The following is a 23,151-nucleotide window of genomic DNA, read 5'->3' on the forward strand; positions in this document are numbered from 1 at the left end:
CTTCTTTATTAGCTCTTTTCAACCTCAACATCAATCCTTGGGAGAAATCGTGAATTATGCTAAAATAAGGGGGTGAATAATGGAGGTATCAATGATGAAGAAAAGAATGATAATTGAAAAGTCATACATAATTGAAGAGAAACTAATGTTAGAAACAAATGAGAGCATCCTTGAATTAGTTCCTGGAGAACAAATTCTTGTAGATTCTGACCAATTTTCTTTCATTTACTTAATGGAAGATAAAGATGATTATACATATATCGTTTTACATGAACAAATCTGGCCACACTTAAAAATTGCAAACGAAAAAAAATTACCGGTATGGGTTACTTTTAACGAAGAGAAAAAAGAACTAGAAAACTTCCAGGATGAATTTGATTATGTGCTAACTAATATTACGGGTAATAGTAATTATGGGAAAGAAATGGTTACAAAAGTTGAGCATATTTTCTTAACATAACTTGTTTTAGAGGTGAAATTATGAAGCATTGGGACCAATTTCTAGCCCCATACAAACAGGCAGTTTCAGAGTTAAAAGTAAAATTAAAGGGGATGAGAGGTCAATTCGAACTTGATGCTACTCATTCACCGATTGAATTCGTTACGGGAAGAGTTAAACCAATTGCAAGTATCCTTGATAAGGCAAATCAAAAAGGGATACCACTTGAAAGATTAGAAGAAGAAATGCAGGATATTGCGGGAATGCGCATTATGTGTCAATTTGTTGATGACATTCACACAGTCGTCGATTTAATAAGAAACCGTAATGATTTTGAAGTAGTTGAAGTTAGAGATTATATCTCACATAAAAAAACAAGCGGTTATCGGTCGTATCATGTTGTTATTCGCTATCCAGTTCAAACCATTCATGGCGAAAAGAATATTCTTGCGGAAATTCAGATACGAACGCTTGCTATGAATTTTTGGGCGACAATTGAACATACATTGAGCTATAAGTACAAAGGGATATTTCCTAGTGATATTCAAATGCGGCTGCAAAGAGCAGCTGAAGCAGCGTTTCGATTAGATGAGGAAATGTCATTAATTCGCGGTGAAATACAGGATGCTCAAGCCTTTTTTACAAGGAAGAAAGAATTGAAACAGGAAGAGAAGAACTGAGCAATTTGACGTCGATATAAACGCCATTCTCACAAGGAGCCAAAAATTTATGAAATTTGCGATTACATCAAAAGGAGATCAAAAATCAAATATATTAATGCACAAAATGCGGACGTATTTACTTGATTTCGATCTTATATACGATGAAGACCAACCTGATATAGTTGTGTCCATTGGTGGTGATGGCACGCTTCTTTATGCATTCCATCGCTATAGCAGCCGTTTAGATAAAACTGCTTTTGTTGGAATACATACCGGACATCTTGGATTTTATGCTGATTGGATTCCGGATGAAATTGAGAAACTAGTGATTGCGATTGCGAAAACACCTTATCAGGTTGTCGAATACCCTCTGTTAGAGGTCATAATTCGTTATTCTCATGCTGGAAAGGAATCAAGGTATCTTGCCTTAAATGAGTCAACTGTAAAAAGTGTCGAGGGGACATTGGTTATGGATGTGGAGATTCGTGGACAGCATTTCGAACGGTTCCGTGGTGACGGCTTATGTGTTTCAACCCCTTCAGGAAGTACTGCCTATAATAAGGCCCTTGGAGGAGCGATTATTCATCCATCAATTGCAGCCCTTCAAATTGCGGAGATGGCATCGATTAATAATAAGGTTTTTAGGACGGTTGGCTCGCCGTTAATCCTTCCTGCTCACCATAATTGTATGCTTAAACCAGTCAATCGGTCAGATTTCCAGGTTACAATTGACCACCTGACAATGCTTCATAAAGATGTTAAATCCATTCAATTTAGGGTGCCAGAAGAAAAAATCCGCTTTGCTCGCTTCCGCCCATTTCCGTTTTGGAAAAGAGTTCATGATTCCTTTATTTCAGATTAAGAGGCAGGTGTCGTTGTAATGTCTCAGCAATTTCAAATGAAGTGGGTCATTGGTGAAAGCGATGCAGGAACATTGATTAGGGAATTTTTAAAAGAGAAAGAAATTTCTCGGACGGCTTTAACGGATATTAAGTTCAAAGGTGGTAATATCCTAGTAAATGGAGAAGAAGTAAATGTCCGCTATCGTTTAGCATCAAACGATAAATTAACCGTGATTTTTCCCAGTGAAAGTCCGAGCGAGGGGCTTTCTGGTGAAAATATTCCTTTATCGATTCTTTATGAAGATGAGTATTTGTTGGTAGTAAATAAACCAGCAGGAATGAACACGATTCCGTCGCGAGAACATCCTGTAGGCAGTTTGGCGAATGCACTGATTGGCTACTATCAGCGTTGCGGTCTGCAAGCTACTACTCACATTATCACACGGCTTGACAGGGATACTTCAGGAATTGTTCTGATTGCTAAACACCGCCATGTACATCATTTGTTTAGTATAATGCAGCAGAGCGGTCAAGTTAAGCGGACATATGAAGCATTTGCTGAGGGTGAGATGCAACAAGATAATGGTAGAATTGTGGCTCCTATTGGCCGTAAAGATGACAGTATCATCGAGAGGGAAGTTCGTAAGGATGGAAAATATGCTTGTACTCATTATCAGGTTCTTGCGAGATATAATGGGTTTACGCATTTGGAACTTACGCTTGAAACGGGACGAACCCATCAAATTAGAGTTCATATGTCTTTTTTGAAGCATCCCTTACTTGGTGACGATTTATATGGAGGAAATGTATCAAAAATAAATCGACAAGCACTACATTGTAAAAAAATATACTTTATTCACCCATTTTTAAACGATGAGATGATATTTACGGCACCATTACCTAAAGATATGGGGAACTTATTAAAGGCTGACCTGCTTGATTAAGAGGCAGCCTTTTTTGTGTATTTCAATACTCCTAATCAAATTGTTTAAATTTTTCCTCCACATATGGCATAGTAGATGTAACTGACACCAATTCCATTTCGGGATATCTTAAGGCCGTAAGTTTCCCGCCAAAGACTGCGCCCGTATCAATATTGTAAGTATTATTTATATACCTAGGCTCTATTACGGGCGTATGTCCATAAATGATACATGGCTCACCATGATACTCCTTCGCCCAATCTTTTCTGATTGGAGACCCATCCGGGTGTTTTTTACCTGTGATATCCCCGTAAAGAACAAATTCCTTAACTTTTCCATGGGATTGTCCGATAAATTCTTGTTTAATCCCTGCATGGGCAATTACAAGCTTCGTATTGTCTAATACTAAATAGAGTGGAGCTTTTTCGTATAGTTCAGTAAATTTTTTTCGAATGGATTGCTGTTCTTTTTTATGTAATGATTCATACTCAGCAACCGTTGTTTCAAGCCCATGTGCAATCTGAACTTTGTTGCCTAGGAAGAAGCGGTATAACTTATTGCAATGATTCCCTGGGGTGTAATAAGCTTTTTTTTCTCTCATCACCAACTTCCAAACAATTTCGATTACATGAAGTGAAGCAGGTCCACGGTCTGTTAAATCACCAAGAAAACCAAGGACTCTGTTTTCGTGAAGGGGTATTCCATTCGCCCAACTATAGCCAAGCTTCAACGTGAGTTCCTTAAATTCAGTTAAACATCCATGGATATCACCGATTACATCAATTTTCATTGGATCACTCCTTATCCCCCATATTTTTAGTCGAAGCGTTTGATTTTATAAAAAGAATTCCCACTTATTGATTGAAAGGAGTCATGATTAGAAATCATATCGGCGAAGATGAGGGGGAGACTAATTTGCGAGACCTCTTAATTATTTTTGAAAAAGGCTATTTAACAGCGCCTTGAAAAAATGTAAACTTTTCATTTATGACAAATTAGTGTAAAATTAGTACCAAGTACTAATATCATGTGTAATTGTAGGAGGACTTTTTCAATATGAATCTTTCTTTATCTGGAAAAACGTACGTTGTAATGGGTGTAGCCAATAAACGCAGTATTGCGTGGGGAATTGCCCGCTCGCTGCACAATGCAGGAGCAAGATTAATTTTTACCTATGCAGGTGAAAGGTTAGAAAGCAGTGTCCGTGAACTGGCAGGTTCTTTAGAAGCCGATGGGACACTTGTATTACCTTGTGATGTGACAAACGATGAAGAAGTTGCAAAATGCTTTGCTGAAATCAAAGAATCAGTTGGTTCCATTCATGGAATAGCACACTGCATCGCATTTGCAAATAAAGAAGAACTAAGCGGAGAGTATTTAAACACAACCAGAGAGGGCTTCTTGCTCGCTCACAATATCAGTGCATATTCCTTAACTGCTGTAGCGAAAGAAGCACGAGGATTATTGACTGAAGGAGGAAGTATTGTCACATTGACATACTTGGGCGGCGAACGTGCCATCCCGAACTATAATGTTATGGGAGTAGCCAAAGCTTCTCTTGATGCTAGTGTTCGTTACTTAGCTGCAGACCTTGGTAAAGAAAATATTCGTGTTAATTCGATTTCTGCAGGTCCTATTCGAACCTTATCCGCAAAAGGAATAAGTGATTTTAATTCCATCTTAAAAGAAATTGAAGAAAGAGCTCCATTACGCCGAGCAACCACTCCAGAAGAAGTTGGCGACACTGCTGTGTTTCTTTTCAGTGATCTATCAAGAGGAATTACTGGAGAAAACATTCACGTTGATTCCGGATACCATATCCTATAACTTTGAAGGCCCGTATTTACTACGGGTCTATTTTTATGCAGAAAATTTCTTTTCTTTGAATTTTATTGTGACCTGTGTGGGCATCTAGCATAAATATAATCTAAAGGTTTATGTAAATGGAGGTGCAGAGAATGTCCGAAGAAAAGAGTAAAGGACCATTATTATTTATACAACAGCCGTTTGTAAGAACTCCTTCTACAAACATGCAGGACACATATACGATCAAACACGAACTATTGGAACTTGACGAAGAAAAGCCGAGCGAGGAGGATGGTAAGATTAAAATCTCACTTGCAAAAAAGGAACTGGAACCAGAGCAAATAATTAAAGACGCAGCTAAAATAGAAAATCCACCGACAACACCACACACGAATTCACAGGAAACAACATCTAAACCACCTCAAAAAAGGCAGCATTCATCATTAAAGAAGGTAAAGCCTTTTAAAGAAATGAGTATAGAAGAACGCATAGAATATTTAAAGAACTATCCGAAGGTCCTCCCGCCTGCTCCATGCGTTTTTGTTACCGAGGAAAATAACTATCAAGGGTATCTGATCGATTACGATGGTCATGATGTGACGATTCGATTTCATGATAAAACAACTAAAACTGTGCCCGTACTTGCACTTACGAATATTTTCTTGATTGGGATAGGGAAATAGTGGAACATAAAAAAGCCAGCCGTTTTACCGACTGGCTACATTTTTAGTTACAAATTCCTAAGTTTACATCAGCGATACATTGCACTGCACAGAAGCAACTTAAGTCAACTGTAATACAGTCGTTACTTGCGCGGAAGCGTTCAACCTGACAAACTTTATCAAGATTGATGCAGCATTTATCTCCACCTGAAACCAAGTTAACTGGACAGAAAGTTCCACCTTCGCGGCGTCCTGGTACTAACACACGAAGTGTAGCGCAGCAGTTATCAAATACATCTTCTACGCGGAAGTAGATAGACACACATGCATTGTTTTCGTTACTAAAGAATGCATGGAATGGAGAGCCATCTGCAGTACTTAATACAAATACGCGTGTATCGACAGGATCTCTCCTTACTGGTGATACCAGTGACCCAAGAGGCTCATTAAAACAACTGGAACATTCTGGGCAATCGTCTTCTTCTACTGCATTGTCCTGAATATCTTTAATAGCACGAACGACTTCGCAAACGCAATTTCCGTGACGAAAATCATGATTATTTCCACAACCCATTTATATTTCCTCCTTAATCCGATATTTATCTTACAATACTAAGATATTTATCAGAGCAGTTTTGGGACACGGACAATCGCCTTATTTAAGTAAATTAGGCTTAGAAAAGGTCTTTGAAAGGATTCTCTAATATGAAAATAACCTTATTAAACTTGCTTCTTCTCTCGCTGGCGAGCTTTAGGCTGACAAGGTTACTGGTTTTTGATAAAATTACCGAGTTTATTCGGGTTCCATTTTTTAATGAAATAAATGAAGAAAATGAGTACGGAGAAATGGAAGTTTATTACGTACCGAAAGAAAAGGGAGCCAAAAAATTTTTCGGAGAACTTCTTAGCTGTTATTGGTGTACAGGAATATGGACTTCCATAGGAATTGTTAGTTTATCAATGCTATTCCCAGACTTTTCGTTCCCACTTATCTTAATTTTGGCGGTTGCGGGATTTGCCTCCATAATCGAGTCGATTGTGCAGTTTTTTATCGGAAAATAGTGGTGTCCGCTGAGACAAGGCTTATAGGTTGTTCATATTTTATAGCAGTGGACATAGAATTGACAGCAAGGGAGAGAGTATCATGAGCCAAAAGAAAAGGGGAACTCAATCAACTGAGTATTCACACTCAACTGAGTATTCACAATCAATTCAATCATCACAATCGACTAACATGTATCAACCATCAAAATCGATAAAGCAAAAAGGAACAGGTTGTGGCTGTGGAAAAAAAACTTCAAGGTAAGTAAGAGGAACTGTCAGATTATCTGGCAGTTTTTTATTTTCTTCCAAAACAATAGATAAATTGCAAGTTACTCCTCATAATTTTAACCATTGTCGAAAAAACTACATAGTAGCGGTAAATATAAAATGGAACAAGGGATGGGAATCATATGAGAGCAATTCATCAATGGGTATTACTCGCTTGTTTATTGTTACTTTCCTCCTGTGATCAAAACCAACAGATAAAGGATAGCCAATTAACTCTAATCAAAACAACGAATCCTAGCCCAATCGTAACACAAAAGAATAAAAGTAAAGATCATGTTAAAGACATTGAGCAGGATGTCAGCTCATTTCCCGAACTATATGATGTGGCCGTTGTAAAAGGAAAGAAAGATACACTAGTTGTTTATAAGGTTAAACATTTGCATCGATTTAGAATGAAAAAAATTGAAAAAGATATCAACAAAATGCTGGAGCAAAAATATCCAGATGAAAACTTTACAATCTCAAGTGACTATAAAATTTTTCTCGAAACAGTCAGACTTGATGAGAGAATGAACTCCTCTAAATATACAGCTAAGAAAGCTGAAAACCGTTTTAACCAAATCGTTAACATGACAAAAGATTTAAAGTAAGAAAGGAAGAAAATAGATGGCAACGAGTAAACAAAAAAATATGACGCCCCAGCAGCGCAAATATCAACAACTTCAACAGAAGCATGAAATTAAACGGCCTGTTCTGAAGAACTGTATTAAGGCATTTTTTGTTGGAGGAATTATTTGTGTAATCGGTCAGGCCATCAGTTATTTTTATATTTATTTTTTTGATTTTACCGAACAGAGTGTAGGAAATCCAACAGTGGCAACAATGGTCTTCTTATCTATGCTATTGACTGGATTTGGAGTTTACGATCGTCTTGGACAGTTTGCCGGAGCAGGAAGTGCTGTGCCCGTTACCGGCTTTGGTAATGCCGTAATCTCTGCATGCATTGAACATCGAACAGAAGGCTTTGTTTTAGGTGTAGGTGGAAATATGTTCAAGCTAGCTGGCTCAGTAGTTCTCTTCGGTGTTTTTTCAGCCTTTATTGTAGCACTTATTAAAACGCTGCTGGTAATGTGGGGGGTTTTGTAATTGTTAAAAGGACATCAATCATGGATTTTTACTAATCGACCAATGATCACCTCTACCGGGGTTACTGGTGGACCGTTTGAAGCCAATGGTAATTTAGCAGAGGATTTCGATTTATTATATGAAGACTTATGGATGGGGAAAGAAACTTATGAAAAAGCACACCGGTTACTATTGGAAGAGGCAATTAAAACAGCATTAAAAAAAAGAAATATGGAAAAAGAACAGATTCAATTTTTATTTGCTGGAGATTTAATTAATCAAATAACACCAACAAGTTTTGCCGCAAGGACCTTACAGATTCCTTATTTTGGTCTTTTCGGTGCATGCTCAACATCCATGGAAGGGTTGGCTCTGGCTTCATTCATTGTAAATTACCAGGGAGCAAATTATGTCTTGACAGGTGCATCCAGCCATAATGCAGCTGTAGAGAAACAGTTTCGCTACCCAACAGAGTATGGAGGTCAAAAACCGCCGACTGCACAATGGACGGTAACAGGAGCAGGCGTGGGACTTGTGCAGCCTAATGAGCCTGGGCAGGTATTTCCGGTTACAACCGCGGCTACGATCGGAAAAGTGATTGATATGGGATTAACAGATCCCTTTAATATGGGAGGGGCTATGGCTCCTGCCGCAGCCGATACCATTATTGCTCATTTCCGTGATTTGCAAATAGACCCATCCTATTATGACTTGATTGTTACAGGGGACCTAGGCAGGGTCGGTCATGATACAGCCTTTGAACTAATTAACAAAAGTGGTCTCGAATTAGAACGAAAACAATTCCAGGATTGCGGGTTATTAATGTATAAGGATAATCAGCCAGTACAGTCTGGGGGAAGTGGGGCCGGGTGCTCAGCAACAGCCTTGTACGGACATTTATTGAACCAATTGAAAAAGGGTACATATAAACGGATTTTAGTAGTCGCAACAGGCGCATTGCTGTCCCCGCTCAGCTTTCAGCAAAACGAATCAATTCCATGCATCGCACATGCCGTTGCCATTGAAATGAATGGAGATAAGGGGTGATCCTATGTTAGCAATGTTTTTTTGGGCATTTGTAATTGGCGGGCTAATCTGCGTGATCGGGCAGCTTTTATTTGATGTTGCAAAGCTTACTCCTGGCCATACACTGAGTTTGCTCGTTGTGATTGGCGCTGTATTAGATGGTTTCGGTCTTTATGAACCACTCGTTGACTTTGCTGGGGCAGGTGCTACCATTCCAATTACCAGTTTTGGTAATTCCTTAGTTCATGGGGCAATGCAGGATGCAGAGAAACATGGCCTTATTGGGGTATTGACTGGGATGTTTCAAGTGACAAGCTCAGGAGTCTCAGCAGCAATTATTTTCGGATTTATCGGTGCATTAATTTTTAAACCTAAGGGTTAAACTACATTTTTAAATCCAATTTACTAAAATCGATGTCGCGCCTACACACAGTATAGGGTAATTTCATATGTTATTAATGAGATTACAGAAGTGAGGTGACATTCTATGTTTGGATATGGCGGATGTGGTGGTTACGGTTACGGCGGTGGATACGGCTACGGTTCAACTTTTGTATTAATCGTCGTATTATTCATCCTTTTAATCATTGTTGGTGCAAGCTTCTATTAATAGATAGTGCTTGCTTAGGGAAATGGGTTGGCCTGCAAAAGGAGCCAGCCCTTTCGCTTTGTTTCCTGAAAAGTGCCTAAAGGCACGTACGCTTTTCCAATTTTTTATTCACCAAATTATCCATCCTTCATACAATAAAAGTAGTTTATGAAGGAGCGTGATCTTTGAACATGGATAATGGATTTTTTAAAAACATTGAAAAGAAAACGGGCGTTAATATGAAAGATATCTTTGAATTAGCTAATTCATTACAAAATGCTAACTTTAAAGATGAAGAAACAGTCCGTAGAGTAATCTATCGTGTTTCTGATATTGCCAAAAAACCGGTAAGTAAAGAAATGGTAGAGCAAATTGTTAAGTCCATTGTTAATGATGGCAAGCAACTTGATCTCAATACGATTTCTAATATGCTTAATAAAAAATAAAAAGAGAAGACCTCCTTCCTAAATTAGGATGAGGTCTTCTTCTTTTTAGTTAGAGGTGCAATAAACCGCGAGCGATGTGCTTTTTTTCCTCGTCTATTTTCTGGAACGGAGATAAAAAGCTGATCCTTAGCTCGAGTCATCGCCACGTAAAATAATCTTCTTTCTTCTTCAAGTGCGGTAAAGTCGCCATTACGATAGGCTTCTAGTGCAAAATCGTGCGGTAAACTGCCGTCGACCGCACCGATTATATAAACCGTTTTGTATTCGAGACCTTTCGAGCGGTGAATTGTACTAAGACTGATGGCATCATGAAAATGTTTACTTAAATTTTTAATTTCCTTGTTCATCGCCGACATATGCTCTGCATGAGCTAGGAACGCCTCAATTTTATCGAAACTTTTTGCAGCCACTTTTAAGTCTTTAAGATCGTCAGAGCCTTTTTCAAGCTTATTTGACTCGTTACCCCGTTTTTTCAAAAAATCAAGAAAGCCAATATCTTTTTCGACTTTTTCAAGTGCTGAGTGTGGGGATGAATGCTTCAATCCCCGAATAATCGTGACCGCTTTTTTTAATTTCTTTTCCTGAAAAGCATGGGCGGTGGCTAAGTGGCTAAGCGCTTCAAGCAGACTGCAGTCCTTTAGAATGCTTTGTGCTTTTAATTCTTTTAGGACTGTTTGCTTTAGAAATAGCAAAGGTAATATCTCAGACATAGCTTGTGGGTCATCCTCATTTAAGCTCACCTTTAGAAAGGAAAGGGCACTTCTAACGATATAACGATCGTAAAAAGCTTCTGCATCTAGATCAATCTTAAATGGAAGGTTAGAGCCGGCCAGTCTTTCAAACACCGCACGTGAGCCGGCATTGGTCCGATAAAGAATGGCAAAGTCGGAAGGGTTTGCTCCAAGAGATATCTGCTCTTGTATATCTGTGACAACCATCGTTGCTTCTTCCTCTTCATCATAGGGGAAAAATAACTGTGGAAGTGTTCCTGAAGAAAACTGTGCCTTCATTTTCTTTGATCTTCGGATTTTATTCGCTGCAATCATCTGGTTCGCAGATGAAACAATTTCATGTGAGGATCGATAATTTTGATCAAGTGTGACCATTTTTGCATAGGGAAAATCTTTTTCAAACTGTAGTAAATAACTTGGGTCACTTCCTCTAAATGAATAAATGGCTTGATCATCGTCACCAACCGCACAAACATTTTTATGTTTTCCAGATAATAGTTTGATGAGTTCGTATTGGACCTTATTTATATCTTGAAACTCATCAATTAAAAAATAATGAAAACGATTTTGATACTGTTCAAGAAGGGAGGGGGAAGAGACAAACAGATGATAACAGCCAATGAGCATATCATCAAAATCAAAGAGCCCTTCTTTTTTCTTATAGTTTTCATATTTTTTATATAAAAAGACGGTTTTTTCTTCCCAGTCAGAAGTGGGCTTCACTTCATCTGGCATTAGCAGAGAGTTCTTCCATAGGCCGATTTGCTGAAGAGCTAAATCATAGGCAAACTCTTTTTCAGATAAATCAAGTTCTTTTCCAGCTTCCTTCAGGATTTTGTCTCGCTGCCATTCTTTTTTTAAAAGTTTGCCTGATGACCAATTAAGTGCGTCGTGGAACATCAGAATGCGATAAAAAATACTGTGAAAAGTACCAGTAACGAGTTGATTAATTTTATCGCGATTTATTTGCGGATATGAAAGCAGCCGATGCTTCATTTCTGCGGCCGCTTTTGATGTGAAAGTGACAAGCATGATTGTTTTCGGGTCGATAAGTTTTTCAGCCAGCATATACGCTGTTCGTACTGTTAATACCCGAGTTTTTCCACTTCCGGCACCAGCAAGTACCAACAGAGAGCCATCTGTCTCTTTGACAGAGGCAGCCTGACTTTCATCAAGAACAACTCCATTTCCTGCAAGTCGTCGTAAAAAAGGTGAGAGTTCCTCCTGATTGTTATTATCTGGAAGGTTAAACGGAACAGAGTATTCAATCGTTTTGGCGGCTTTGAATTGGTCAATGCTTTGCGGGGTTTTTGTAATCGACCTACCCTTTGGGATGCTAAATCCATTCAATTCAGTAGTTGGTTGTTGTATATCAGTTTTGTCGAGCACGTCTTCTGGCTCTGGACAATGTTTTTCAGATGAATGTGTATGGAAAAAATGTGGTTCCTTGTGAATACCTAAAAACAAGCGAATGTTTTCGCTACAGATAGGACAGTTCAAATGACCATTTTTTCCGGCGAGAAATATTTTCTGATACTGGTCCCTGCTTAATTGCTCAAGGACAATATTCTGATTTTGATAAATCGCTGTTTTCATAATTTTTTATCCTCTATATCCTAAAAATCAAGACATGTTCTATCATATCAAAACCTTGGAGGAACTAAAAGAGGTTCTTTGACATTGATGGAATTACCAAAAAAGCACTTGGCGCTAACCGCGCCAAGTGCTTCAAAAGGTTATATTTTTTTCACCATCGTTTTATGTGGAATTCCTGCATCCATGAATTCTTCTGAAACGATCTCATAACCAAGTCCAGAGTAAAAAGGAATGGCCTGGGTTTGAGCATTAAGCTTTAATTGATGAATATCGTTTACCCGTGCATAATTTTCAATCGTATTCATAATTTCTTTTCCGGCCCCAGTTTTTCTTGCCTCTTTCAAGACACAGATTCGTTCGACTTTTCCATAGCCGTCAACGAAACGAAAGCGACCAGCACCAACTGGAGAACCTTCATGGTACATGATAAAATGTTTTGCATCGTTTTCGTAGGCGTCGATTTCCTCTTCAAGTGGGACCGCCTGTTCTTCAACGAAAACAGTTTTCCTAATAAAATAGGCATCTTCAAGTTCTTTTTGATTTTCAACAATCTTTACTGTCACTTAAACTATTCCTTTCCAAGACGAAATGTTTCATAAACGGTCCAGGAACCATTTTCTAATTGATAAAGAAGATGGAAACGATCAATCGATTCTTCATGGTTAATCGCTGTCATACGTAGTGAGCCAAATACATCAGAATGCTCATCATTGGAAAGTTGTTGACCAATGGTGATATGCGGAACAAATGCATAATCTAAGTTTTGCTCTGTAAATTCTTGATTAACTTCATTATGCAAAGCGGTGAGTTCGTCCGATTTGTCGACTTTAAAATAAATAACATTGTTTACGGGCTTAAATGAGCTGATTTTCGAAGTTTTTAATGTAAATGCATGGTGATGGGCAGCCAATCTTCTTAATTTATCAGCATATTCCTTCGCTTCTTCTTCGGACGCCTCAAATGCATTTTTCAAGGTTAGGTGCGGCGTAATTAAAGCATAATGCGGGTCATAACGTTTTCGATAGGAATTAGCTAAATCCTGTAGTTTTTTTGATGGAAAAATAACAACTCCAAATTTCATACGTATACCTCCATTTAGTTGAACTTTCCTTTTTACACTATAAACAAAAATTAACCTTCCTAATATTATAGCAAATTTTCAAAATATATTAAATGACTTATCATGTTGTTGATATTATTGAAATTAAAACAACATTTTAAGGGCGCGCCGTAAATCAGGCTGCCAGTACTTCCAGGTATGATTTCCACTAAACTCTTCATAAAAATATGTAATGGGTTTCTCAGAAATCATTTTTGAAAGCTCCCTGTTCGGGGTTAGGAAATCTTTAAGGCTGCCGTCCGTTGTCTGAACTTCCGTTTCTTGATTCCCAATCACATGGTAGAGTTGTAATAACTGTCCCTCCGAGAAGTTCTTAACCGCGCTCAAAATATTTTCATCCACATATGGAGAGTGTAAAAGAACTTTTCCGAATGTATGTGGATATTGAAGCGCTGTCATTAATGAAACGGCACCACCGAGGGAGTCGCCAATTAGTGCTCTTGTTGAGCCCATATGATAGGTAGGAAACTCTTGATCAAGAAAAGGAACTAATTCATGGGCTAGGAACCGGATGTATTGTTGGTTCTGAGAGCCATTTGGATGGTATTTCTTGCGGCGGTCTTCTACATTTTTATAGGGTACCCCCACAATGATTAAATTTTCAATTTCTCTTTGAAAAAGAAACTCGTCTGCCAATCGCGCGATTCTACCGAGCTGAAAATAGTCTCGGCCATCCTGGGCGATTAACAGCGAGTATTTATATAGCGGTGAGAAGTTTGCTGGCAGATAGATAAGGAGTTGGATATCCTCTCCAAGTTCAGCACTATAAATGGTAAGTTCTTTGATGGATCCTTTTGGAAACTGCATGTGATAAATCCCCCCGTGATTCGATCTCTACCACTGCATTATAACAAAACTAAAGTGGAAATGCTTTTAATAATAGGGAGAGGAATATGGGTGTGAGGATTAGTGAAGGTAGCGGTAGTTGGTACGGGATTCAGGCATAATGGATAATATATTTTCACGTTTGAAGGTGCGCATTTGTTTTCGGAGCAGACAAAAGGCGCGAATATATTCGTCATTCACTTCCTTCACAATCAATTTCCGTTGGGATAATTCTTGGTTGTCGGCTAGGTAAATCATTTCTAATGGAATATTTTCCTCGATTGAACGCATGAAAAGCCCATCCATGTGGATCACTCCTTCCTTGTTTTTAGTACTATTATATCCAAACGTTTGTTCTTTATTCAAGGATAAAAGAACTAATGTTCTTATTTGAATTAGCATTGGTTAAAAGGGATATTTATATGGAAAACTAAAATTAGTATTGACTTTTTTATTATTTTTACTATAATTAAATTTGTAGTTAAATAAGAGATCTGTTAGCTCAGCTGGGAGAGCGCAACCTTGACAGGGTTGAGGTCGGGGGTTCGAACCCCTCACAGGTCATCCGGACGGTAGAAACGTTGATACGACGGTGTTCTACCGTTTTTTATTGTCGGTGACTTATGCGTTAATCGCAGGGTAGCGCTGGGTTTATGTGTCTTTTGTTCCGTTGTCTTAACGAACAGGATGAGCTTTTATTTTGGCTGATAAATGAACAGGAAAAAGACGTCGGCCTTGGAGACGTTCTTTTTTTTTATCCACATTTAGAATATTTGTTCGTATATAATAAGAACGAAGAAGGTATTCATGTTAAGCCTGGCGAATTCGAACGGGTGGACTTCGTAGATGTGTGCGCAGTTACTGTCGTAGATTAGACAAAAAAAAGGGTCAATCTCATTTGAAGGGAGAATGACCGAAATGAAAAAATAAGCTATTGAAATTAGAATAACAGAAATGTCGGATGATGTCGATTTATTTGTCGAAAATAGTCGTTTATACCTAAGTGATATTATATTTATACCTACTGGGGGTATACGGTAGAGGGGACGAAATATTTCGAGATATGTGCGGGTCATTATACATAAACGCTGAGAAATAACGGAGTAGCTACCGCAATAGATGCCATCATATAAGCGCTGCATACAATCGTGCATAATGAATTTATCCCAAATTCCTAGTTGACATATTGGATTAGTGGAGTTTATTATATGTAATAGATTCATAATATTAAAAAAATATTTTACTTATGAGCATAGCTGATCAGTCAACTGAAGGCTGCTCCCACTAAAACGGGAGCAGTCTTTTTTATTTTAAGTGTTTAGGAGGCAGCAGAAGGATGCTAGAAGTATTTATTAAAAATAGGAAACAACGTGAGTGGCTGGAGCGTTTGACGCCTTTAGAAGTGGAATTTAAACAACGGTCCGCCTTGATTGACGAGGAAGGCAGCTTCCCTCATGAGAATATTCATGCCTTACGAAAAATTGGTTACACCAAGGTAACCTTGCCTGAAGAATTTGGCGGGTCTGGTTTTTCTCTTTATGATGCCCTTCTTGTACAAGAAACACTGGGCAGCTTTGATGGCAGTACAGCATTGTCAATTGGCTGGACATTAATGACCGTTGGAGAATTATTTGAAAACCGCTATTGGGAACAGGAAAAGCTAGCTTTTTTTGCAGAAGAGGTCAATAACGGTGCCATCATTAACCGGGCGGTGAGTGAAATCGCGACAGGCAGTCCAATTCGCGGCGGCCGGCCGGGGACCAATGCCAAACAATTAGATGGCAATTGGGTGATTAATGGGCGTAAGAGCTATACAACCTGCTCACCGGAACTGGATTACTTCCTAACTTCTGCCTGGATAGAAGAAAAAGAAACAGTTGGCTTTTTCCTTATTCCAAAAGATGCCGAAGGTCTATCCATCGAGGAAAATTGGAATGTGATCGCGATGCGTGGGACTGGCAGCCATGATCTGGTATTAAAAAACGTGGTGGTGGATGAGTCAGATTTAGTCGAAATTCCAATCTACAATACGGGGTTTAAATTGAATGGATGGGGTCTGCTAATCCCCGCAGCCTATTTAGGAATAGCGCAGGCAGCCAGGGACTACGCGCTCCATTTTGCCAATACCCACTCTCCCAATAGTATAAAGGGTACGATTGCAGGGCTACCGAATGTGCAGGCATTGTTAGGCGAGATGGAATTGGAATTATACAAAGCCAGATTTGCGCTTTATGGTGCAGCAGAAGCTTACATGGATGAGGAACGTAATAAAACCATTACGAATGAAGCGCTTATAGCAAAACATATCGTGACCAATTCATCTATTACAGTCGTTGACAAGGCTATGCGGTTAGTGGGAGCAAAAAGCTTGCAGCTGACCAATCCCTTGCAGCGTTATTACCGGGATGTCCGGGCAGGACTGCACAATCCGCCAATGGATGATTTAACCATTTCAAAATTAGCTCAAACAGCTATTCAACAATATGAATCTAAGGGAGGAAAAAACAATGAAAATTAATAAGTTATTAAAAATCGCAGCAACAGGAGCAGCTTTAGTTACCCTAATTTCAGGATGCGGTTCCACGACAACAACAGGAGCAAAGTCAGATTCAGGAGATGCTAAGAAAGAAGTCAGAACAGTAAAAGTAGCGTTTGATCAAGGCGGTAAACCAATCGGGTATGTAGATGAAAAGGGAAATCCGACTGGATATGAACTTGAAGTGATGAAATTAGTGGATAAGGCACTTCCAGAATACAAATTTGAATATGTGCCAACATCAAGTGAGGACTTATTGGTAGGGGTACAGCAAGGCAAATACCAAGTAGGGGTAAAAAATGCCTGGTTCACGGAGGAAAGAACGAAAAGCTATATTTTTCCGAAAGAATTCCTCGGACTTAGCGGTGTCGGCCTTTTAATGAAAAAAGAAAATAAAGATGTCAAAGATTTATCCGATTTTGCGAAAAAGAAGTTTTCTTTAGCGCCTATAGCGGCAAGCAATGCTCAATATACCATCGTGGATGAATATAACCAAGCTAATCCTGATAATAAGGTCAAACTGGAGGCCGGAGATGCGTTCTCAGTGGATGTTGTTCAATGGGTTAATGAAGGACGTGTAGATGGCGGTATTTATTTAGGAGCAACGTACGAAAAGCAAGTTCTCGCTAAGGATGGTCCCTATCATAATTTAGTAGATCAGGTTGTCTATAATGAGTTTACGGTTGTCAAAACCTGGCCATTATTTAACAAAAAAGAACAGGAATTTGCTGACGCCTATGACAAAGCCATTAAGAAATTAAAGGAAGAGAAGAAGACGAATGAAATTATGGTGAAATTCTATAATACTGATTTATTCAAACTATTGGATACTGTAAAAAGATAATAACTAAAATGGAGGCAGCATATGCAAAAGTATTTTGATGTTTCCTACCTTTGGGGTACAATACCACAGCTTGTTCCATTTTTAAAAGTAACATTTATGGTTGCGGGTCTATCGGTTTTGTTCGGAACGATTTTAGGCTTTATCTTAGCTTTGATGAAGCTTGGATCGAGTAAAATAGCGAAAAAAACCGCCAATGGTTATACCACCATTATTAGATGTACCCCATCTATTGTTCTGCTATTTTTGGTTTATTATGGACTTCCGGCCATAGTTGGTAATTTTGGTACAGACTTGAATACTCTACATACCGCTGTCTTTGTTATCATCACCTTTTCGCTTCAATTTGGTGCATTGATGTCTGAGGTGATGCGAACAGCCTATGAATCTATTGACAGAGGTCAATTTGAAGCAGCCGTTAGTGTCGGGCTCAGCCCGGCCCAGGCATTTAGGAGAATCGTTTTACCGCAGGCATTTGTAGTAGCATTGCCCAATTTCGGTAACAGCTTTCTAGAATTAATGAAAGAAGGCTCGTTAGCCTATACCATTGGGCTGGTGGATATTATGGGTAAGGCAAGTCTCATTTTATCTAATAACTATAATTCCCATTCCTTAGAAATTTATCTTGGATTATCGCTTATATACTGGATTCTATCCATATTAATAGAACAATTCTTCTCCAAGCTGGAAAAAATATTCAGTAAGGGTAAGCAGGTAATCAAAACAACGTAAGGGGGTGACAGAGTGTCGGTCGGCTTAGATTATCAGTTTTTAGTTAAAACGTTTTTTGTTGCGTTATCCGGGGTACCTACAGCATTAATCATTACCATTGTTTCGCTGTTGATCGCACTTCCTTTGGGATTTTTGCTTGCCTTATCGAGGATCAATCAAATTCCTGTCATCAGCCAGCTATCGCGGGTGTATGTTTCGTTTGTAAGAGGGACACCTGTTATTGTGCAAATTTTTATTATTTTTACCAGTGTGCCAATACTATTGAAACCGATATTTGAAGAGTACCAGGTTCAAACGAATATATACGATATAAATCCGATTTGGTATGCATTCATTGTTTTTTCTTTAAATACGACTGCTATATTAATAGAAGTATTTCGCTCCGCTATCAGCACAGTGAGCAAGGGGCAGCTGGAGGCTGCATATTCAGTGGGGTTGAACAATGTGCAGGCATTCAGGAGGATTATCATTCCCCAAACATTGGTCGTTGCATTGCCCAATATTTGCACAGCAACCGTCAATCTCATCAAAGCTACCTCATTAGGATATGCATTGTCTTTAAGAGAGATAACGTTACGAGCCCAAGTGGCAGCCAATGTCGGCTACAATTATATTGAAGCGTACATAGATATCTTTCTCGTCTATCTTCTTTTATGCAGTTTAGTTGAATACTTATTTAAGCTGTATGAAAAGCGGTTAAGAAAGTATAAAGCAGTGGATGCCTGAATCAGTATTGGAGGCAAAATCATGTTAGAGATTAAGAATATCCATAAATCCTTTGGTAAGAATGAGATTTTAAAAGGAGTAGATTTAAAGATTGAAAAAGGGGATGTGGTGGTCATTCTTGGCCCAAGCGGTTCAGGGAAGACAACCTTACTCCGGTGTATCAACTTTCTTGAACGGGCCGATGAGGGGCAGGCCATTTTTGGGAACATGGATGTTAACCTCAAATCGGCTTCCCGAAAACAAATTCACCAAATAAGGCAAAAGACCGCTTTTGTATTTCAGAATTATAATTTATTTAATAATAAAACAGCATTAGAGAATGTGACAGAAGGTCTTATAATTGGAAGAAAGGTTCCGAAAGCAGAAGCCAATAAGATTGGGAAGCTGGCATTGGAGAAAGTCGGTTTATCAGATAAAATAAATTCCTACCCCAGCCAGCTGTCCGGCGGCCAGCAGCAGAGGGTAGGAATAGCTAGAGCCATTGCTTTAAATCCCGATATTATTTTATTTGATGAACCCACTTCCGCTCTCGATCCTGAATTAGTCGGCGAAGTATTAACCGTCATGAAGACCATTGCAAAAGAAGGCACAACCATGTTAGTCGTGACTCACGAAATGTCTTTCGCAAAAGATGTAGCAAACAAAGTCATCTTTATGGACGGCGGTGTCATCGTAGAAGAAGATGCCCCTGAAGAAATTTTCTCAAGACCAAAAGAAGAAAGAACTAAGCAGTTCCTAAAACGGGTGATTCCCGAGGATTATATCTATAATATTTAGGCAGGGGGAAAGTTCTCTGCTTCAGGAGCCACTCAATGGCTGGAACAATCATTAAGCTGGACAGTTTTGTTGTTTTTTGTGTTTCACTCTAATGAAGATAAGCTTCTAAGAGCCTAACAAAAAAATTTAATTGTATTGTAGATGGAGGTACCCTGATCAAGGAAGTACCTCTTTTTATTATTTATTTTTATAAAAAAGCCATTTCTATTTAGAATTCACCAAAAGATGCACCAGAAAATGATTTATTGATAGAAATCAGCAAAAATGATAAATTTAAGATAAAGTTAATTCGTTTAATAAACAAATTAATTTGAGGGTGTTTATAACAATTGTATTAGGATGAGTAGTTCATCATTAAATCAAGTTCAGTTGAAAAGAAAATAAATGAAACCTCACCTAAAAAAAACACAAATTATCCTAAAAAAACAGCATTTTAAAAGATTCATATGATTCGTACAATTAAAGACAAGAAAACGTTTTCAGCTAGGGGGGATCATATGAATTTTATCAAAAAGGTGTGCCTTTTCATCGATTCAGTTTTTGAAAAATTCACTCTTTTATCATTAGTCTTATTAATCTTTGTCGTAACTACTCAAGTCATGACCCGAAAATTATTAAACTTCGTCTTTTTCTGGTCAGAGGAAGTGACCCTGCTTTTACTTGCCTGGTTTGCTTTTATGGCTATCGCCATTGGTTTTCGCGAGTATATTCATTTGGGGATTGATTCTTTTACCAACCTTTTTCCAAAAAGATTTAATAAAGTCCTAGATAAAATCATCAGTGCTAGCATTTTTGCTTTTGGTTTTTATTTAGTGATTCAAGGTTGGGACTTTACTGTATTGATGATGGATTCCACACTACCAGCTACGAAACTTCCAAGTAGTGTTACCTATGCGGCCATGCCAATCACAGGAATAATGATTTGCGGTTATTCAATTTTGCATTTCTTAAATATTAACACAAGCCGACATCAAGATGTAGAGGAGGGCATGTAACATGGACAGCAACACGATAGGTATTATCATCTTACTTTCAAGCTTTGTTATCTTAATTTTATTTCGCTTTCCGATTGCCCTTACACTCGTTGCTTCATCATTGCTGACTGTCATCTATCTGGGGATACCCCTTCCGGTCATAGGACAGCAAATGATACAAGGTGTCAATTCTTTTTCATTGCTTGCCATCCCGTTCTTTATCCTGACAGGACAAATAATGAGCGAAGGAGGACTCGCCAACAGAATTGTAAATTTTGCAAGTTTATTAGTTGGAAGAATTCGAGGCGGTCTGGCAATGGTAAATAGTGTTGCTGCTTTGTTCTTTGGTAATATATCGGGATCTGCCGTCGCTGATGTTTCCTCTGTAGGGTCAGTTATGATTCCAATGATGAAAAAGAATGGATACGAAGCTGATTACGCTGTAGGTGTTACCATTGCCTCCGCTATTCAAGGTGTAGTAGTTCCACCTAGCCATAATCTAGTTTTATATTCACTAGCTGCTGGAGGAGTTTCAATCGCTAGTCTATTTATGGCTGGAATAGTTCCCGGAATCATTATGTTGATTGCTTTAATGATTACGGGCTACCTCATTGCCCGAAAAAGAGGATATGGAAAAGCGGATCCTGTGCCAAAATCTCAAATCGGCGGTATCCTTCTTCACGGAATTTTGTCTTTAAGTCCAGCCGTCATTATTTTAGGCGGTATCTTAACAGGTTGGTTTACGGCAACAGAGTCAGGTGCATTAGCATGTTTGTATTCTTTTATTCTAGCTTTCGGTATTTATAGGGAGGCACCGGTATCTAGTATTTGGAAAATTTTGATCAGAACAACGAGAACGGTGTCCATGGTTTTTTTCTTGATTGCCGCTTCTGCAGCCTTTGGCTGGATCTTAGCATATTTGCAGATCCCGGGAATGGTAACAGATTTATTCTTAAATATTTCTGATAATCCACTAGTAATTTTATTAATTATTAATATTTTATTGCTTCTCCTTGGTGCACCAATGGACATGGCGCCAATGATCTTAATAATGACTCCAATTCTCCTTCCAGTAGTAACGAACTTAGGAATGGATCCTGTTCACTTTGGAATTGTCCTTATTTTAAATGCTGGGATTGGTCTTTTAACACCACCGGTAGGAACGGTGTTGTTTGTCGGGTGTGCCATAGGGAAAGTCTCCATTCAGCAGGGAACGAAAGCTATGATGCCATTTTTCTATGCATTACTTGTTGTTTTGTTAATTATCACCTATATACCTGAGGTTGTTATGTGGCTACCGCATTTGTTAGTCAAGTAACCGAAGGAATAGGTGAAAATATAAAAAAATTCAAGGGGGTTTCAAGAATGATAAGAAAAAAGGTTACAGGAGTTTTAGCAGCGACGCTTTTAATGGGTACCATCCTGGCTGCCTGTGGGAAAGATGAAACTGCCTCCACCAAAGATGGAGGATCTAAAGCGGAGGAAGCCAAGTATACATTTCGCTTAGCAGATAACCAGCCGCCAGATTATCCGACTGTTGTAGGGGACAAAAAGTTTGCTGAATTAGTAGAAGAAAGATCTGATGGAAGAATTAAAATTGAAGTATTTCCATCCGCTCAATTAGGGGATGAAAAATCTGTTTTGGAACAGGTGCAGCTTGGGGCTATTGAGTTTACTAGAATCAATTCCAGCCCATTAGCAGAGTTCAACGATCAGTTTGCAGCACTTTCACTCCCATATGTATTTGAAAGCGATGAACATCTATGGAAATTCCTTAACGGTGATATGGGGACAAAATTGCTTGATGGACTTGAGCAATCCAAAATGAAAGGGCTTGCTTATTACGATTCAGGATCTCGGAGTTTTTATTCTACCAAACCTCTTAATAGTGTAAAGGATTTAAAAGGACAAAAGATTCGTGTACAACAGAGCAAAATCAACATTGATTTCATGGCTGCTTTAGGGGCAAGTGCGACACCAATGCCATATGGTGAAGTATTCAGCGCCCTTCAAACAGGAATTATCGATGGAGCAGAAAATAACCTGCCAAGCTTAGACTCCTCCAACCATTATCAGGAAGCCAAGAATTTTATCTTAGATCACCACCAACGTATTCCTGAAGTATTACTCATTAGTAAAGCGGCGTGGGATAAGCTATCAGAAAAAGATCAAAAAATTATTAAACAAGCAGCGTTAGATTCTGTCAAAACCCAACGAGAAGAATGGGCGAAGTGGGAAGAACGTTCAGAAAAGAAATTGAAAGAAGCTGGAGTGAAATTTGTTGACGTTGACGATATGACACCATGGAAAGAGGCAGTCAAGCCAATGGTTGATAAATACTCCAAAGATTATTCAGAAGTAATGGACGCAATTGATAAAGCACGTCCATAGTTTTTAACTAGTAACAAGCCTAGCTGGTAAATGTATCCATTTACCAGCTGGGTCTTTTCTATTTATTTATCCTAGAGAAAAAATCGCGGAAATTTTACCTAATTGGGATG

The 23,151-nt window shown here is 38.7% G+C and carries 29 protein-coding genes and 1 tRNA gene; 23 read left to right on the forward strand and 7 right to left on the reverse strand.

All coding sequences use genetic code 11. The features are described from left to right. The first annotated feature begins 79 nt into the window (after positions 1–79). The 4 genes from BR30_RS0117815 to BR30_RS0117830 are packed head-to-tail and all read left to right on the forward strand — an operon-like array spanning position 80 to position 2,887. Positions 80–460, forward strand: a complete 381-nt coding sequence (locus BR30_RS0117815) for a UPF0738 family protein (protein WP_231507746.1) — start codon at positions 80–82, stop codon at positions 458–460. Between the two features lie 20 nt (positions 461–480). Then, positions 481–1,119 carry a GTP diphosphokinase gene (locus BR30_RS0117820; RefSeq protein WP_026566152.1) on the forward strand — a complete coding sequence of 213 codons (639 nt, stop codon included), beginning with the start codon at positions 481–483 and terminating at the stop codon, positions 1,117–1,119. Positions 1,120–1,168: 49 nt separating this feature from the next. Continuing rightward, positions 1,169–1,963 (forward strand): NAD kinase, encoded by a 795-nt coding sequence (locus tag BR30_RS0117825; protein ID WP_026566153.1) that lies wholly within the window; start codon positions 1,169–1,171, stop codon positions 1,961–1,963. Between the two features lie 18 nt (positions 1,964–1,981). After that, positions 1,982–2,887, forward strand: a complete 906-nt coding sequence (locus BR30_RS0117830) for an RluA family pseudouridine synthase (protein WP_026566154.1) — start codon at positions 1,982–1,984, stop codon at positions 2,885–2,887. Positions 2,888–2,918: 31 nt separating this feature from the next. Here the strand turns inward: BR30_RS0117830 and prpE are convergent, their stop codons facing one another. After that, the gene (prpE, locus tag BR30_RS0117835; protein ID WP_026566155.1) at positions 2,919–3,656 is read right to left on the reverse strand and encodes a bis(5'-nucleosyl)-tetraphosphatase PrpE; all 738 of its coding nucleotides are present in this window, start codon (positions 3,654–3,656) and stop codon (positions 2,919–2,921) included. A gap of 266 nt (positions 3,657–3,922) precedes the next feature. Between prpE and fabI the strand changes: the two genes are divergently transcribed. Together fabI and BR30_RS0117845 are read left to right on the forward strand one after the other, a co-directional pair. After that, positions 3,923–4,693, forward strand: coding sequence for an enoyl-ACP reductase FabI (fabI, locus tag BR30_RS0117840; RefSeq protein WP_026566156.1), 771 nt, complete (start codon positions 3,923–3,925; stop codon positions 4,691–4,693). 131 nt (positions 4,694–4,824) lie between these two features. After that, on the forward strand, positions 4,825–5,355 hold the full coding sequence (locus BR30_RS0117845; RefSeq protein ID WP_026566157.1) for a CotO family spore coat protein: 531 nt from the start codon (positions 4,825–4,827) through the stop codon (positions 5,353–5,355). A 43-nt stretch (positions 5,356–5,398) separates the two neighbouring features. Here the strand turns inward: BR30_RS0117845 and BR30_RS0117850 are convergent, their stop codons facing one another. Further along, a complete protein-coding gene (locus tag BR30_RS0117850; RefSeq protein WP_026566158.1) occupies positions 5,399–5,908 on the reverse strand; it encodes a CotY/CotZ family spore coat protein in 510 nt (169 codons plus the stop codon). A 131-nt stretch (positions 5,909–6,039) separates the two neighbouring features. On the opposite strand from BR30_RS0117850, the gene BR30_RS0117855 reads away from it, so the two are divergent. From BR30_RS0117855 to BR30_RS0117890, 7 genes are all read left to right on the forward strand, one after another. Beyond that, entirely contained in the window at positions 6,040–6,396 is a 357-nt protein-coding gene (locus BR30_RS0117855; RefSeq protein ID WP_026566159.1) for a DUF1360 domain-containing protein, read from the forward strand. A gap of 392 nt (positions 6,397–6,788) precedes the next feature. Further along, positions 6,789–7,256: a YhcN/YlaJ family sporulation lipoprotein gene (locus BR30_RS0117865; protein WP_026566160.1), complete on the forward strand. Its 468-nt coding sequence runs from the start codon at positions 6,789–6,791 to the stop codon at positions 7,254–7,256. A 16-nt stretch (positions 7,257–7,272) separates the two neighbouring features. Further along, on the forward strand, positions 7,273–7,752 hold the full coding sequence (gene spoVAC / locus BR30_RS0117870; RefSeq protein WP_026566161.1) for a stage V sporulation protein AC: 480 nt from the start codon (positions 7,273–7,275) through the stop codon (positions 7,750–7,752). Further along, positions 7,753–8,778 (forward strand): stage V sporulation protein AD, encoded by a 1,026-nt coding sequence (spoVAD, locus tag BR30_RS0117875; RefSeq protein ID WP_026566162.1) that lies wholly within the window; start codon positions 7,753–7,755, stop codon positions 8,776–8,778. A gap of 4 nt (positions 8,779–8,782) precedes the next feature. Beyond that, complete coding sequence (spoVAE, locus tag BR30_RS0117880) at positions 8,783–9,139, forward strand: stage V sporulation protein AE (protein ID WP_026566163.1); 357 nt, start codon at positions 8,783–8,785, stop codon at positions 9,137–9,139. Between the two features lie 105 nt (positions 9,140–9,244). Continuing rightward, positions 9,245–9,367, forward strand: coding sequence for a YjcZ family sporulation protein (locus BR30_RS36045; protein WP_081825505.1), 123 nt, complete (start codon positions 9,245–9,247; stop codon positions 9,365–9,367). Between the two features lie 170 nt (positions 9,368–9,537). Further along, positions 9,538–9,792, forward strand: coding sequence for a sporulation-specific transcription regulator SpoVIF (locus BR30_RS0117890; protein ID WP_026566164.1), 255 nt, complete (start codon positions 9,538–9,540; stop codon positions 9,790–9,792). A 23-nt stretch (positions 9,793–9,815) separates the two neighbouring features. Here the strand turns inward: BR30_RS0117890 and BR30_RS0117895 are convergent, their stop codons facing one another. The 5 genes from BR30_RS0117895 to BR30_RS0117915 form a co-directional block, all read right to left on the reverse strand. Further along, positions 9,816–12,119 carry a UvrD-helicase domain-containing protein gene (locus BR30_RS0117895; RefSeq protein WP_026566165.1) on the reverse strand — a complete coding sequence of 768 codons (2,304 nt, stop codon included), beginning with the start codon at positions 12,117–12,119 and terminating at the stop codon, positions 9,816–9,818. 140 nt (positions 12,120–12,259) lie between these two features. Continuing rightward, a complete protein-coding gene (locus BR30_RS0117900) occupies positions 12,260–12,682 on the reverse strand; it encodes a GNAT family N-acetyltransferase (protein ID WP_026566166.1) in 423 nt (140 codons plus the stop codon). A 5-nt stretch (positions 12,683–12,687) separates the two neighbouring features. After that, the gene (locus BR30_RS0117905; RefSeq protein WP_026566167.1) at positions 12,688–13,200 is read right to left on the reverse strand and encodes a YjcG family protein; all 513 of its coding nucleotides are present in this window, start codon (positions 13,198–13,200) and stop codon (positions 12,688–12,690) included. Positions 13,201–13,323: 123 nt separating this feature from the next. Next, positions 13,324–14,046: an alpha/beta hydrolase gene (locus BR30_RS0117910; protein ID WP_026566168.1), complete on the reverse strand. Its 723-nt coding sequence runs from the start codon at positions 14,044–14,046 to the stop codon at positions 13,324–13,326. A gap of 99 nt (positions 14,047–14,145) precedes the next feature. Next, positions 14,146–14,370: a hypothetical protein gene (locus BR30_RS0117915; protein WP_026566169.1), complete on the reverse strand. Its 225-nt coding sequence runs from the start codon at positions 14,368–14,370 to the stop codon at positions 14,146–14,148. Between the two features lie 185 nt (positions 14,371–14,555). Here BR30_RS0117915 and BR30_RS0117920 point away from each other — a divergent pair. The 10 genes from BR30_RS0117920 to BR30_RS0117965 all read left to right on the forward strand — a co-directional run bounded on the left by BR30_RS0117920 (position 14,556) and on the right by BR30_RS0117965 (position 23,041). Beyond that, positions 14,556–14,628 (forward strand) — tRNA-Val (locus BR30_RS0117920). Positions 14,629–14,726: 98 nt separating this feature from the next. After that, positions 14,727–14,939, forward strand: coding sequence for a hypothetical protein (locus BR30_RS38005; protein WP_155928710.1), 213 nt, complete (start codon positions 14,727–14,729; stop codon positions 14,937–14,939). A 461-nt stretch (positions 14,940–15,400) separates the two neighbouring features. Continuing rightward, positions 15,401–16,582: an acyl-CoA dehydrogenase family protein gene (locus tag BR30_RS0117930; RefSeq protein ID WP_026566171.1), complete on the forward strand. Its 1,182-nt coding sequence runs from the start codon at positions 15,401–15,403 to the stop codon at positions 16,580–16,582. Beyond that, on the forward strand, positions 16,572–17,444 hold the full coding sequence (locus BR30_RS0117935; protein ID WP_026566172.1) for a transporter substrate-binding domain-containing protein: 873 nt from the start codon (positions 16,572–16,574) through the stop codon (positions 17,442–17,444). Before BR30_RS0117930 ends, BR30_RS0117935 begins: the two co-directional genes overlap by 11 nt. A 21-nt stretch (positions 17,445–17,465) precedes the next feature. Continuing rightward, positions 17,466–18,173: an amino acid ABC transporter permease gene (locus BR30_RS0117940; RefSeq protein WP_026566173.1), complete on the forward strand. Its 708-nt coding sequence runs from the start codon at positions 17,466–17,468 to the stop codon at positions 18,171–18,173. Positions 18,174–18,185: 12 nt separating this feature from the next. Continuing rightward, complete coding sequence (locus tag BR30_RS0117945; protein WP_026566174.1) at positions 18,186–18,899, forward strand: amino acid ABC transporter permease; 714 nt, start codon at positions 18,186–18,188, stop codon at positions 18,897–18,899. A 21-nt stretch (positions 18,900–18,920) separates the two neighbouring features. Further along, positions 18,921–19,676, forward strand: a complete 756-nt coding sequence (locus tag BR30_RS0117950; RefSeq protein ID WP_026566175.1) for an amino acid ABC transporter ATP-binding protein — start codon at positions 18,921–18,923, stop codon at positions 19,674–19,676. Between the two features lie 497 nt (positions 19,677–20,173). Beyond that, entirely contained in the window at positions 20,174–20,671 is a 498-nt protein-coding gene (locus BR30_RS0117955; protein WP_026566176.1) for a TRAP transporter small permease, read from the forward strand. Between the two features lies 1 nt (position 20,672). After that, positions 20,673–21,968, forward strand: coding sequence for a TRAP transporter large permease (locus BR30_RS0117960; RefSeq protein ID WP_026566177.1), 1,296 nt, complete (start codon positions 20,673–20,675; stop codon positions 21,966–21,968). A gap of 47 nt (positions 21,969–22,015) precedes the next feature. Further along, entirely contained in the window at positions 22,016–23,041 is a 1,026-nt protein-coding gene (locus BR30_RS0117965; RefSeq protein ID WP_026566178.1) for a TRAP transporter substrate-binding protein, read from the forward strand. The last annotated feature ends 110 nt before the right edge of the window (positions 23,042–23,151 follow it).

The sequence above is a fragment of the Bacillus sp. UNC41MFS5 genome, assembly GCF_000686805.1.